Annotated in this window: 9 protein-coding genes; 3 read left to right on the top strand and 6 right to left on the bottom strand. The window is 71.8% G+C overall.

What is annotated here, in order from left to right; translation table 11 throughout:
- The first annotated feature begins 76 nt into the window (after nucleotides 1-76).
- Together AB6L24_RS34265 and AB6L24_RS34260 are read left to right on the top strand one after the other, a co-directional pair.
- Nucleotides 77-316, top strand: a complete 240-nt coding sequence (locus AB6L24_RS34265; RefSeq protein WP_030363222.1) for a hypothetical protein — start codon at nucleotides 77-79, stop codon at nucleotides 314-316.
- A gap of 173 nt (nucleotides 317-489) precedes the next feature.
- Nucleotides 490-1,050, top strand: coding sequence for a PH domain-containing protein (locus tag AB6L24_RS34260; protein WP_405661896.1), 561 nt, complete (start codon nucleotides 490-492; stop codon nucleotides 1,048-1,050).
- A gap of 33 nt (nucleotides 1,051-1,083) precedes the next feature.
- Here the strand turns inward: AB6L24_RS34260 and AB6L24_RS34255 are convergent, their stop codons facing one another.
- The 6 genes from AB6L24_RS34255 to eccD all read right to left on the bottom strand — a co-directional run bounded on the left by AB6L24_RS34255 (nucleotide 1,084) and on the right by eccD (nucleotide 8,511).
- Nucleotides 1,084-1,536, bottom strand: a complete 453-nt coding sequence (locus tag AB6L24_RS34255; protein ID WP_030363220.1) for a tetratricopeptide repeat protein — start codon at nucleotides 1,534-1,536, stop codon at nucleotides 1,084-1,086.
- Nucleotides 1,537-1,541: 5 nt separating this feature from the next.
- Entirely contained in the window at nucleotides 1,542-2,294 is a 753-nt protein-coding gene (gene dapB, locus AB6L24_RS34250) for a 4-hydroxy-tetrahydrodipicolinate reductase (RefSeq protein ID WP_380846842.1), read from the bottom strand.
- An 85-nt stretch (nucleotides 2,295-2,379) separates the two neighbouring features.
- The gene (locus AB6L24_RS34245; protein WP_405661894.1) at nucleotides 2,380-3,759 is read right to left on the bottom strand and encodes a M16 family metallopeptidase; all 1,380 of its coding nucleotides are present in this window, start codon (nucleotides 3,757-3,759) and stop codon (nucleotides 2,380-2,382) included.
- Nucleotides 3,756-5,981: a polyribonucleotide nucleotidyltransferase gene (locus AB6L24_RS34240; protein WP_030363217.1), complete on the bottom strand. Its 2,226-nt coding sequence runs from the start codon at nucleotides 5,979-5,981 to the stop codon at nucleotides 3,756-3,758. The genes AB6L24_RS34245 and AB6L24_RS34240 overlap by 4 nt, the downstream gene beginning before the upstream one ends.
- A gap of 402 nt (nucleotides 5,982-6,383) precedes the next feature.
- The gene (gene rpsO, locus AB6L24_RS34235; RefSeq protein ID WP_030363216.1) at nucleotides 6,384-6,671 is read right to left on the bottom strand and encodes a 30S ribosomal protein S15; all 288 of its coding nucleotides are present in this window, start codon (nucleotides 6,669-6,671) and stop codon (nucleotides 6,384-6,386) included.
- A 310-nt stretch (nucleotides 6,672-6,981) separates the two neighbouring features.
- The gene (gene eccD, locus AB6L24_RS34230; protein ID WP_405661891.1) at nucleotides 6,982-8,511 is read right to left on the bottom strand and encodes a type VII secretion integral membrane protein EccD; all 1,530 of its coding nucleotides are present in this window, start codon (nucleotides 8,509-8,511) and stop codon (nucleotides 6,982-6,984) included.
- 465 nt (nucleotides 8,512-8,976) lie between these two features.
- Here eccD and eccCa point away from each other — a divergent pair, with 465 nt between their 5' ends.
- Complete coding sequence (gene eccCa, locus AB6L24_RS34225; protein WP_405661889.1) at nucleotides 8,977-12,945, top strand: type VII secretion protein EccCa; 3,969 nt, start codon at nucleotides 8,977-8,979, stop codon at nucleotides 12,943-12,945.
- Nucleotides 12,946-13,086 lie beyond the last annotated feature (141 nt).

Raw genomic sequence — 13,086 nt, 5'->3', positions numbered from 1 at the left:
GGCACCTTTTGGGCGTTTCGAGCGTCTGTCTTGTTGACAGAGTTCAGTTCGAGTCCCGTGAGGAGACGCGCGACCCATGTTCCGTCGGCGAGAGCCCGTACCCTTCGCCTTCATCGCCGAAGCCGACAAGTTCCGCAGCAACGTCACTCCCCCGCCCCGGCAGCGTGCCACGGCCGGTCAGATCGTGGGCCGCACGCTCATCGGTCTCACCGTGGTCGCCGGTCTAGTGGGTTCCGTGCTCTTCGGCATGCCCGCGATGTCGGCCGACCAGTCGCCCGCCAAGACCCAGCAGTCCGAGGCCTCGGACGGGCGCTGACCGCACCGCCCGCCGCTGACCAGTGCTGACCAGCGGCAGCGGGAGAAAACCCGCACCCCGCCGTCCGAGTGGCGCGGGAGGTACCCCCTTGGCCCCCCAAGGGTGGTAGCAGGGAGCACGGCTCGATAACCTCACCGGGCACAGCCCATGCGTGGATTGAGTGAGGATCAGCCGTGCCCCTGCCTTTCCTGACCGCGGACCGCGCTTTCGACGAGGCCGCGCACGACGCCGCGCTCCCCTTCGACGACCGCGACCGCTGGCGCCGGCCGTACCGCCCGGGGCCCTGGCGCGTGGGCGCCGCCGCCGTGCTGCTGCTGCTCGCCTCGTTCGTCCTGGTCGCCGCCGTGATCATCGCGGCCGCCGGTGCCCTCTCGGGCGCCGCGATCTGCGTGGGCCTGGCCGTCCTCATCATCGCCGCCGCCCTGCGGCTGCTGCGCGTGGGCACCTGGGTGAGCGCGCAGGGGCTGCGCCGCGTGGGCTTCCTCAGCACCCAGACGGTGCCCTGGGCCCAGGTGGCGTCGGTGCGCACGGCGCAGCAGCCGGTGCGGTGGCTGGGGCTGCCGCGCACGGTGCAGGGGCAGGCCCTCGTGCTCGTACGACATGACCGGGCGGCCGGGGAGCGGCGGCTGCTCCTGACCGACCGGAACGCGGACTTCCTGGCGCGGCGCGCGGCCTTCGACCGGGCCGCCGACACGGTCGAGGTGTGGGCCGACGAGTACCGACGGACGGCCTAGTCGCCTGCGGGCCCCCGACCCCGCCGACCACCGCTAGGCGCTGACCGGCCTGCCCTCGCGCAGGGCGATCGCCCGCTGCATGGCCTTGCGCGCGCGAGGCGTGTCGCGGGCGTCGTGGTAGGCCACGGCGAGGCGGAACCAGCAGCGCCAGTCGTCGGGGGTGTCCTCCGTCTCGGCCTTGCGCCGGGCGAAGACCTCGTCGGCCGAGTCCCGGTCGACGCGGCCGCTCGGCGTGCGCTTCAACTCGTCGACGGGCAGCCCGCCTTCGGCCTCCAGCTCGGCGGCGAGACGGTTCGCGCGCTGCACGAACCGCGTGTTCTGCCAGAGGAACCAGACGCCGATGACCGGCAGGATCAGCACCGCGACACCGAAGGTGACGGTGAGGACGGTGCCGTGCTTTATCAGGAGCACGCCGCGGCTGCCGACCAGGACGAAGTAGACGACCAGGACGGCTGCCGTGACGGCGTAGGTGATCTTTGCGCGCATGACGGTCAGCTCAGGTCCAGGAAGTGTTCCAGGCCGAAGGTCAGGCCCGGCGTGGCCACGACCCGGCGGGCGCCGAGCAGGATGCCCGGCATGAAGCTGCTGTGGTGCAGCGAGTCGTGGCGCACCGTCAGGGTCTCGCCCTCCGCGCCGAGCAGCACCTCCTGGTGGGCCAGGAGGCCGCGCAGACGCACGGCGTGCACGGGCACGCCGTCGACGTTCGCGCCCCGGGCCCCGTCGAGCGCCGTCGCCGTCGCGTCCGGCTGCGGGGCGCTGCCCGCCTCCGCACGGGCCGCGGCGATGAGCTGGGCGGTGCGCGTCGCGGTGCCGCTGGGGGCGTCGACCTTGTTCGGGTGGTGCAGCTCGACGACCTCGACCGACTCGAAGTACGGCGCGGCGATCTGCGCGAACTTCATGGTCAGGACCGCGCCGATGGAGAAGTTCGGGGCGATGAGGACGCCCGTCTCCGGGGACGCGGCCAGGGACGTCCGCAGCTGCGCGAGGCGCTCGTCGGTCCAGCCCGTCGTACCGACGACGGCGTGGATGCCGTGCCGTACGCAGAAGTCGAGGTTGCCCATCACCGAGGCCGGGGTGGTCAGCTCCACCGCGACCTGGGCGCCGGTCTCGACCAGCGTGTCCAGGCGGTCACCGCGTCCGAGGGCGGCGACGAGATCCATGTCCTCGGCGGCCTCGACGGCCCGCACGGCCTCGGAGCCGATCCGGCCCTTGGCGCCGATGACCGCCACACGCAGCTTGCTCATGTCCTTCATTCCTTACGGGAGTGACGAGACGTACGGGACGTACGTACCGGGGCCGCGCGCACCGCGCGGCCCCGCACGCACGAACCTACGCGACCGCTTCGTGCAGGCGCTCCGCCTGCTTGCCCCGGAGCGGGCCTATCGCCGACAGCGAGGGGCGCCGGCCCAGGACGTCCTTGGCCACCTCGCGCACCTCGTCGGGGGTGACGGCGGTGATCTTCGCGAGCATGTCGTCGACCGACATCTGCTCGCCCCAGCACAGCTCGCTCTTGCCGATACGGTTCATCAGCGCGCCGGTGTCCTCCAGGCCGAGGACGGTGGAGCCCGCGAGCTGGCCGATGGCACGGGCGATCTCGTCGTCCGTGAGGCCGTGCTGCGCGACCTGGTCCAGCTCGTCGCGGCAGATCTTCAGGACGTCGTGCACCTGACTGGGGCGGCAGCCCGCGTACACACCGAAGAGGCCGGTGTCGGCGAAGCCCGAGGTGTACGAGTACACGCTGTAGGCCAGGCCGCGCTTCTCGCGGACCTCCTGGAACAGGCGCGACGACATGCCGCCGCCGAGGGCCGTGTTCAGGACGCCGAGGGCCCACCGGCGGTCGTCGGTGCGGGCCAGGCCCGGCATGCCGAGGATGACGTGGGCCTGCTCGGTCTTGCGGTCGATCAGCTCGACGCGGCCGGACGTGGTCAGGCGGCGGGAGCCGTCGCGCGGCGCGAGCGGAGTGGCGTCCGTGCGGTGCAGCGCGCCGGCCTTCTCGAAGGCGGCGCGGACCTGGCGGACGACCTTCTGGTGGTCGACGTTGCCCGCGGCCGCGACGACCAGGTGCGTCGGGTCGTAGTGCTTCTTGTAGAAGCGGCGGATGCGGTCGGCCGTCAGGGCGTTGATCGTGTCGACGGTGCCGAGGACCGGGCGGCCGAGGGGGGTGTCGCCGAGCATCGTGTGCGCGAACAGGTCGTGCACGCAGTCGCCCGGGTCGTCCTCGGTCATGGCGATCTCTTCGAGGATGACGCCGCGCTCGGCGTCGACGTCCTCCTGCTCGATGAGCGAGCCGGTCAGCATGTCGCAGACGACGTCGATGGCCAGCGGCAGGTCCGTGTCGAGCACGCGTGCGTAGTAGCACGTGTACTCCTTGGCCGTGAACGCGTTCATCTCGCCGCCGACCGCGTCGATCGCCGAGGAGATGTCCAGGGCGCTGCGCTGCCTGGTGCCCTTGAAGAGCAGGTGCTCCAGGTAGTGCGTGGCGCCGTTCAGGGACGGCGTCTCGTCCCGTGACCCGACGTGGGCCCAGATGCCGAAGGTGGCGGAGCGGACGGACGGCAGGGTCTCGGTGACGATGCGCAGGCCGCCGGGGAGGGTGGTCTTGCGGACCGTGCCGATGCCGTTCGCGCCCTTGATCAGGGTTTGGGTACGGGCGACGGCCCGCGCCTCCGAGGAGGTGCGGGCCGTCGTCGTGGTGCTACGCGACGTCACTTGTCGGTGTCGTCCTTCTTGTCGGAGGCCTCGTCGCCCTCTTCGCCCTCGATGACGGGGATGAGGGAGAGCTTGCCGCGGGAGTCGATCTCGGCGATCTCGACCTGGACCTTCTGGCCCACGCCGAGGACGTCCTCGACGTTCTCCACGCGCTTGCCGCCGGCGAGCTTGCGGATCTGCGAGATGTGCAGCAGACCGTCCTTGCCCGGGAGCAGCGAGACGAACGCGCCGAAGGTGGTCGTCTTCACGACCGTGCCCAGGTAGCGCTCGCCGACCTCCGGCATGGTCGGGTTGGCGATGCCGTTGATCGTGGCGCGGGCGGCCTCGGCGGCCGGGCCGTCGGCGGCACCGATGTAGATGGTGCCGTCGTCCTCGATCGTGATGTCGGCGCCGGTGTCCTCCTGGATCTGGTTGATCATCTTGCCCTTCGGGCCGATGACCTCACCGATCTTGTCCACCGGGATCTTGACGGTGATGATCCGCGGGGCGTTCGGGGACATCTCGTCCGGAACGTCGATCGCTTCCATCATCACGTCGAGGATGTGCAGGCGGGCGTCGCGGGCCTGCTTCAGGGCGGCGGCCAGGACGGAGGCCGGGATGCCGTCCAGCTTCGTGTCGAGCTGGAGGGCGGTCACGAACTCCTTGGTGCCGGCGACCTTGAAGTCCATGTCGCCGAAGGCGTCCTCCGCACCGAGGATGTCGGTGAGGGCCACGTAGTGCGTGTCGCCGTCGATCTCCTGGGAGATCAGACCCATGGCGATACCGGCGACGGCGGCCTTCAGGGGCACACCGGCGTTCAGCAGCGACATGGTGGAGGCGCAGACCGAGCCCATGGACGTCGAGCCGTTGGAGCCGAGGGCCTCGGACACCTGGCGGATCGCGTAGGGGAACTCCTCGCGCGTCGGCAGGACCGGCACGATGGCGCGCTCGGCGAGCGCGCCGTGGCCGATCTCGCGGCGCTTCGGGGAGCCGACGCGGCCGGTCTCGCCGACGGAGTACGGCGGGAAGTTGTAGTTGTGCATGTAGCGCTTGCGGGTCACCGGGGAAAGGGTGTCCAGCTGCTGCTCCATCCGGAGCATGTTGAGGGTGGTGACGCCCAGGATCTGGGTCTCGCCACGCTCGAACAGCGCCGAGCCGTGCACGCGCGGGATGGCCTCGACCTCGGCGGCGAGCGTACGGATGTCCGTGACGCCGCGGCCGTCGATGCGGACCTTGTCCTTGATGATGCGCTCGCGGACCAGCTTCTTGGTCAGCGCGCGGTAGGCACCGGAGATCTCCTTCTCGCGGCCCTCGAACTGCGGGAGCAGCTTCTCGCCGGCGATCTCCTTGACGCGGTCCAGCTCGGCCTCGCGCTCCTGCTTGCCGGCGATGGTGAGCGCCTGGGCGAGCTCGGTCTTGACCGCGGCGGTCAGGGCCTCGAGCACGTCGTCCTGGTAGTCCAGGAAGACCGGGAAGTCGCCGGTGGGCTTGGCGGCCTTGGCGGCGAGGTCCGACTGGGCCTTGCAGAGGACCTTGATGAAGGGCTTCGCGGCTTCCAGACCGGCGGCGACTACCTCTTCGGTCGGGGCCTCGGCGCCGTCCTTCACCAGCTGGATGGTCTTCTCGGTGGCCTCGGCCTCGACCATCATGATCGCGACGTCGCCGTCCTCGAGGACGCGACCGGCGACGACCATGTCGAAGACGGCGTCCTCGAGCTCGGTGTGCGTCGGGAAGGCGACCCACTGGCCCTTGATCAGGGCGACACGGGTGCCGCCGATCGGGCCGGAGAAGGGCAGGCCGGCCAGCTGCGTGGAGCAGGAGGCGGCGTTGATCGCGACCACGTCGTACAGGTGGTCGGGGTTGAGCGCCATGATCGTCTCGACGATCTGGATCTCGTTGCGCAGGCCCTTCTTGAAGGAGGGGCGCAGCGGGCGGTCGATCAGGCGGCAGGTCAGGACCGCGTCCTCGGAGGGGCGGCCCTCCCGGCGGAAGAAGGAGCCGGGGATCTTGCCGGCGGCGTACTGCCGCTCCTCGACGTCCACCGTGAGGGGGAAGAAGTCGAGCTGGTCCTTGGGCTTCTTGGAAGCCGTGGTGGCCGACAGCACCATGGTGTCGTCGTCCAGGTACGCAACGGCGGAGCCGGCGGCCTGCTTGGCGAGGCGGCCCGTCTCGAAGCGGATGGTGCGGGTGCCGAAGGTGCCGTTGTCGATGACGGCCTCGGCGTAGTGGGTCTCGTTCTCCACTAGCGGTTCTCCTACTTTTCGTCTTCGCTCCCGGACCCGTGTGGTCCGGGAGTCCCCCGCCCGTGTGGCCGGGGAGGTCCACCGCGGGCCCGTGTGGCCGTGCGGTGGGGCGGAGGAGCGCGCCGTGGGTGCGGGCCGGTCTTCGATCGAAGCACCCGGGGTTCGTTCTCTTGCGTATCCCGGGGGCCACTACCGAGGACCGGCGGCGGCTGGGTGCGCCTCTCCTATGGATTTGTCCTGCCGGGCGCTCCAGGCGGATGCGTCCCGTCCGGGCTCGTGCCCGGCGTCCGTACCGTGCCGGACGTCACCAGACTACAAACGGGCGGTGACATCGCGCACGTACAGCAAAGGGAGCGGCCCCCTTCGAGTGCTTCGAGTGGGAACCGCTCCCTTCACGGCGTCTTACTTGGCGCCCGCCGCACCGCGGCGGATGCCGAGCCGGTCAACCAGGGCACGGAAGCGCTGGATGTCCTTCTTGGCCAGGTACTGCAGCAGACGGCGGCGCTGGCCGACGAGGATCAGCAGACCACGACGGGAGTGGTGGTCGTGCTTGTGCGTCTTGAGGTGCTCGGTCAGGTCCGAGATGCGGCGGGAGAGCAGCGCCACCTGGACCTCGGGGGAGCCGGTGTCGCCCTCCTTCTGGCCGAACTCGGTCATGATCTGCTTCTTCGTAGCGGCGTCGAGCGACACGCGTACTCCTTGTGATGTCTTCGTTTCGCCTTCGAGTGCCCCTGGTCTTCGTCTCAGGGGAGCTTTCGGAACTCTGAAGGCTGGGTCCACCTGGAAGGGTGGGGTTCACCTCGGGGAGGTGGGGTCGCCTTGGGAGGCGGGTCCGCCGGGCGCGGGCCTCTGGCCGGAGGGCCTGGGGCGTGCGCAGACATGCGGGCGTTACACAGAGTACCAGGGCGGGGCTGGCGGGTTCGCCGGGGGCCGCGAAGGCGGTCTGTGACCGGCGGCGGCCGGTGACCGTCCGGTGTCAGCGGCCGGTGACCGTCCGGTGTCAGCTGGTCAGCGCGCGTGCGGAGGCGTACACGTCGAAGACCGCGAGGGTCAGGGGTACGAGGGTGAGGAGGACGAAGACCTCCGCGATCTCCATGAAGCGGCCCCAGAAGGGGGTCACGCCGCTGCGGGAGGTGATCAGGCCGACGGCGGTGCACAGGACGGCGGCGGCCGCGATGGCGGCGACCAGCCAGATGGTGCGCAGGTCGAGCGCGGCGGTGTCGCCGTTCAGGGCGTCGCGCATCAGGCTGTCCGAGGGGTTGAGGCAGAGGCCGACGCCGAGCAGGACCAGGCAGGCCAGGCCCGCGGCGAGGGTGGCGGCGACCTGGGCCGTGTAGCGGAAGAGCTGGGCGCGCATCAGCATCGCGACGCCCGTGGCGAGGGCCAGGAGCTGTCCCCAGCCGTCGTCCGAGAAGCCGAGGACGGCCGCCGCGCCCACGGAGACCAGGGCGCAGCCGCCGACGAGGCCGATGAGCAGTTCGTGGCCGCGGCGGGCCTGGGCGGCGATGCGGTCGGCGTCGACGGGGCCCTGGGGGGCGCGGTCGGCGTCGGGGTCGAGGTCGGCGCCGTACGTGGGGCGTGCGGCGTGCGGCGAGGCGAAGCCGATGGGGAGGCGGGCGAACCGCATGGCGAGGCCCGGCAGGAAGGCGAGGGCGCCCACCGCCAGCGGGGCGCACAGCGCGGCGGTCTCGACGGCCTCCATGCGCCAGACGGTCGCCGCGAACACCGTGAACAGGCCGATCGCGGACGCGCAGACGAACGCCACGAACGGCCCGTCCCCGCGCGGCGACACCAGCGTCAGGACCACCGACGCGACGAGCACGACCGCGCAGGCCAGCAGGAACTGGAGCCTGCCGATGCCGTCACCGTCGGTGAGGGGCAGCAGTCCGGAGCCCGCCACCGCCAGGTTCGGCAGCGCGCCGAGGCCGAGCGCGACGGCGGCCGCCCGGTCGTCGTACACCCGGGCCCGTACGCAGGCGAAGGTGAGCAGCAGCACCCCCGCGACCGCGGCGAGGACGCCGGGGAAGCTGTGCATGTCGTGGCGGGGCTCGGCGGTCCAGGTCACGAAGGCCAGGAGGAGCGGCAGGACGGCGCCGCCGATCAGGCCCGCGGCGCGCGTGAGGTCGCCGTTCCACAGGGTGCGGTCGCTCGTCACGGCGGAGGCGACGGCGTCGGACACGTCGTCGTAGACGGCCGGCGGCAGCGATGCCGCGAAGGGGCGCAGGGTCAGCAGCTCGCCGTCGAGGATGCGCTGGGCAGCGAAGGAGCGGGCGCCGTCCAGGACGGCGCCGTCCCTGCGGACGAGGTGGTAGCCCACGGGGGCGCCTTCGGCCGGGCTCTGCCGGGCGAGGCGCAGGACCTCCGGGTAGATGTCGGCGACCGGGATGTCGTCGGGCAGCGCCACGTCGATGCGGCTGTCGGGCGCGACGATGGTGACGCGGCAGAAGCCGAGTCCGGCGCCGGTCCCGGTCGTGGCCACGTGGCCGGGCCGGCCGGTGGTGGTGGCCGTCGCGGAGGCCGTGGTGCTCACCTGCTGTTCCCCCTCAGTCAGTCTCGGTCAGTGCTGGTGCTGTGTGGTTCTTTACCGGCGCTCCGGGACTCCGTCCTGGTGACCGCTCGACGCTGACGCGACGTCAACACCGTTCCCGCGTCCGGCGACCGAGTCCCCCGCCAGGCCGCGCACCCCGCACCACCCGCACCACCCCCGCCGACTGTGCCCCATCGCGCCCGGCGGTACGGCGCAAATCGGCTCGGCTGGCTGGTTCTTGAGCCCGTACGCCTCCCCCGAGGCTCCCTGTGGCACGAAATGACCTGATTCCACTGGCTGTTGGCCGGAGTGTGCTTCGGCTTGAATTCGCGTGTGTTCACACGCACGATCGGCACCCTATCGCCCCTCGCGAGGGCCGTTGTCAGTAGGATCGGGCGCTGGTCTTCGTCCGCCCGGAACGGGGACGGCGGACGGAACACCCAGGCCTGGCAAGGGGATTGGTGCGTAGTGAGCCACATCATCGTGAGGCGCCCGCCTCGGGTTCTTCCGTCCGAGGTGCCCACCGCGGAGATCGTTCTGCAGCCCCCGCCGGAGCTGCCGCGCGGTCAGCAGGAGGGCGCGATGATGCAGCTCCTGCCGATGCTGGGCATGGGCGGCTCCGTGGTGTTCTTCTTCATGCCGAATTCGCATCCGTTTATGAAGATCATGGGCATGGTGATGGTCACCGCGACGCTGGCGATGACCATCGCGATGGTGGTCCGGCACCGCCGCGGCACCCAGGGCCAGCTCGCGGACCTGCGGCGCGACTACCTCCGGTACCTGAAGCAGACCCGCCGCTCCGCCCTGAACACCGCGAAGGCGCAGCGCGACGCCCAGTACTATCTCCACCCCTCCCCCGAGCAGCTGTGGGCCCTGGTCGCCGAGGGCAGCCGGGTGTGGGAGCGGCGCACGGGCGACGCGGACTTCGGGCAGGTGCGCCTCGGCCTCGGCTCGCAGGCCCTCGCCGCTCCGCTCGTCGCCCCCGAGACCGCGCCGGTGGACGAGCTCGAACCGCTGACCGCGGGCGCGATGCAGCGTTTCCTCGCCACGCACGGCACCGTGGAGTCGCTGCCGATGGCGGTGTCCCTGCGCGCCTTCTACCACGTGACGGTGAGCGGCGAGCCGGACGCGGTGCGCGCCGCCGCCCGCGCGCTGACCGCCTCCCTTGCCTCCCTGCACGCCCCCGACGACGTGCTCATCGCCGTCGCCGCGGGCCGGGACGCGGCGCCGCACTGGGAGTGGACCAAGTGGCTGCCGCACTGCCAGGCGCCGGGTGCCGCCGACGGGGCGGGCAGCCGCCGCCTCATCACCGGCGACCCCGTGGAGCTGGAGGCGATGCTGTCCGCCCGGCTCCAGGGCCGCCCGCGGTTCCACCCCGGCGGGACCCCGCTGCCGGACGAGCCGCACATCGTCGTCGTGCTCGACGGCCTCTCCCTGGACCCGACGTCCGTCCTCGCGTCCGCCGAGGGGCTGCAGGGCGTCACCGTCGTGGAGGTCGTGCCGGGCGAGCTCGGCGGCGGGCGCGGAGGGCTCTCCGTCGTCGTACAGCCGAAGTCGCTGCGCCTGGAGTCGGGGCACGGCCTCGTCTACGACGGGACGCCCGACCTCCTGTCGTACGAGGCCGCCGAGGCGCTCGCACGGCAGCTCGCGCCGCTGCGGATGGCGTCGGGCGGTGACGACGGCCAGCCGCTGCTCGCCAACCTGGAGTTCACCGAGCTGCTCGGGCTCGGCGACGCCGACTCGGTGGACACGAGCCGGACCTGGCGCCCGCGCGCGCGGGCGGAGCGGCTGCGCGTCCCGATCGGCGTCGGCGAGGACGGCAGGCCCGTGATGCTGGACCTCAAGGAGGCGGCGCAGGAGGGCATGGGGCCGCACGGCCTGTGCGTGGGAGCCACCGGTTCCGGCAAGTCGGAGCTGCTGCGCACCCTGGTCCTCGGCCTGGCCGTCACCCACTCCTCCGAGAGCCTGAACTTCGTCCTCGCCGACTTCAAGGGCGGCGCGACCTTCGCGGGCATGGCGCAGATGCCGCACGTCGCCGCCGTGATCACCAACCTCGCGGACGACCTGACGCTGGTCGACCGCATGGGCGACTCGATCCGCGGCGAACTCAACCGCCGCCAGGAGCTCCTGCGCGACGCGGGCAACTACGCGAACATCCACGACTATGAGAAGGCGCGCGCCGCCGGAGCCGCCCTCCAGCCCATCCCGTCGCTCGTCCTCGTCATCGACGAGTTCAGCGAACTGCTCACCGCGAAACCCGACTTCATCGACATGTTCGTGCAGATCGGCCGCATCGGCCGGTCCCTCGGCGTGCATCTGCTGCTCGCCTCGCAGCGCCTGGAGGAGGGCCGCCTGCGCGGCCTGGAGACCTACCTCTCGTACCGCGTGGGCCTGCGCACGTTCTCCGCCGCCGAGTCCCGCGCCGCCCTCGGCGTGCCGGACGCCTACCAGCTGCCGAACGTGCCCGGCTCGGGCTATCTGAAGTTCGGCACGGACGAGATGGTGCGCTTCAAGGCGGCGTACGTCTCCGGGGTGTACCGCACGGGATCGGCGCAGGCCGCCGCCCTCGGCGGGCCCCTGCCGGTGGACCGGCGGCCCGTGCTGTTCACGGCCGCCGAGGTGCCGGTGCGGTACGCGGCCACTCCCCCGCCGGGCCCGCGGTCCGCCCCGGACGCGGACGACGCGCTCGCCGACACCGTCCTCGACGTCATCGTGCGCCGCCTGGAGGCGCAGGGCCCGGCCGCGCACCAGGTGTGGCTGCCCCCGCTGGACAGCCCGCCGTCACTGGACTCGCTGCTCCCGGGGCTCACCGCCGTGCCCGGACGGGGTCTCACCCAGCCCGGTTACGAGGGGGCGGGCCGCCTCGTCGTACCGCTCGGCCTGGTCGACAAGCCGTACGAGCAGCGCCGCGATCCGCTCTGGTGCGACTTCTCGGGCGCGGCAGGCCATATGCAGGTCCTGGGCGGGCCGCAGTCGGGCAAGTCGACGCTCCTGCGCTCGCTGATCGCGTCGTTCGCGCTCACCCACACCCCGCGGGAAGTGCAGTTCTACTGCCTGGACTTCGGTGGTGGCGGGCTCTCGGCGGTCGCGGGGCTGCCGCACGTGGGCGGGGTCGCGTCGCGGCTCGACCCGGAGCGGGTGCGGCGGACGCTCGCCGAGGCGTTCTCCGTCATGACGCGTCGCGAGGAGTACTTCAGGTCGGCCGGCATCGCCTCCATCGCCGACTTCCGGACGCGCCGGGCCCGCGGCGACATCTCCGTGACCGACCAGCCGTGGGGCGACGTCTTCCTCGTCATCGACGGCTGGGGCAACTTCCGCACCGACTACGAGGCCCTGGAGCCCGCCGTCCTGGAGATCGCGGCGCGCGGCCTCGGCTACGGCATCCACCTGGTCCTCACCGCGTCCCGGTCGATGGAGGTCCGGGCGAACCTCAAGGACCACGTGATGAACCGGCTCGAACTGCGCCTCGGCGACACCATGGACTCCGAGTTCGACCGCAAGGTCGCCGCCAACGTCCCGGCCGGAGTGCCAGGGCGTGGCCAGACCCCGCAGAAGCAGCACTTCATGGCGGCCGTCCCGCGCGTCGACGGCCTCTCGTCCGACACCGACCTCGCCGAGGCCACGGCCGCGCTCACCGCCGAGGTCCGCAGGCATTGGACGGACCCGGCCGCGCCCGCCGTACGACTGCTGCCGCGCGAGCTGCCCGCCGCGCAACTCCCGCCCGGGAACCTCTTCCCGGACCGGGGCGTCTCCTTCGCGCTCGACGAGGACAACCTCGAACCCGTCTTCGTGGACTTCGAGCAGGACCCCTTCTTCCTCGTCCTCGGCGAGAGCGAGTCCGGCAAGTCCAACCTGCTGCGCCTGCTCGTCCGGCGGCTCACCGAGCGCTACAGCGGCGACGTCTGCAAGCTCTTCGTCGTCGACAACCGCCGCTCGCTCCTCGACGTCACCCCGGCCTCCCACCTGGCCGAGTACATCCCCATGTCCAACGCCATGGACCACCACGTCAACGCCCTGGTCGACCTCATGCGGCGCCGCGCCCCCGCCGACGACGTCACCCACCAGCAGCTCCGCGACCGCAGTTGGTGGCAGGGCCCGACGGTGTACGTCGTCGTCGACGACTACGACCTGGTGTCCACGTCCAGCGGCAACCCGCTCGGCCCGCTCACCGAACTCCTCCCCTTCGCCCGCGACGTGGGCGTCCGCTTCATCCTGGCCCGCTCCACGGCGGGCGCGGGGCGCGCCTCGTACGAGCCCTTCCTCCAGCGCATGAAGGAACTCGGCGCCCAGGGCGTCCTGCTCGCCGGCGACCCGTCCGAGGGCGACCTGCTCGGCGGGGTGCGGCCGCGGCCGATGCCCGCGGGGCGGGGGATCTTCGTCTCGCGGAAGCGGGGGAAGCCGTTGGTGCAGACGGGGTTGGTGGAGGGGGGCGGGTGAGGTGGCTGTTCCGGCCGGTCGTTGCTTGTTGTGCGCCCCCGGAACACACGCGGTGACCAGTACGCTGAGCGCACAGTTCGTCCGTTCAGCGTTCAGCGTTCGTCGATACGTCGCGAAGTCGGCAAGTCGGGAAGGGGTCGA

Source organism: Streptomyces sp. RK9 (assembly GCF_045070545.1).
GTDB classification, from domain to species: Bacteria; Actinomycetota; Actinomycetes; order Streptomycetales; family Streptomycetaceae; genus Streptomyces; species Streptomyces alboflavus.
The sequence above is the reverse complement of the archived record's forward strand: the minus strand, read 5'-3'. Positions and strand labels throughout refer to the sequence as shown.

Excerpts from the sequence above, each read along its gene's own strand:
- AB6L24_RS34265 (WP_030363222.1), top strand. The coding sequence starts at position 77 with ATGTTCCGTCGGCGAGAGCCCGTACCCTTCGCCTTCATCGCCGAAGCC.
- AB6L24_RS34255 (WP_030363220.1), bottom strand. The coding sequence starts at position 1,536 with ATGCGCGCAAAGATCACCTACGCCGTCACGGCAGCCGTCCTGGTCGTC.
- dapB (WP_380846842.1), bottom strand. The coding sequence starts at position 2,294 with ATGAGCAAGCTGCGTGTGGCGGTCATCGGCGCCAAGGGCCGGATCGGC.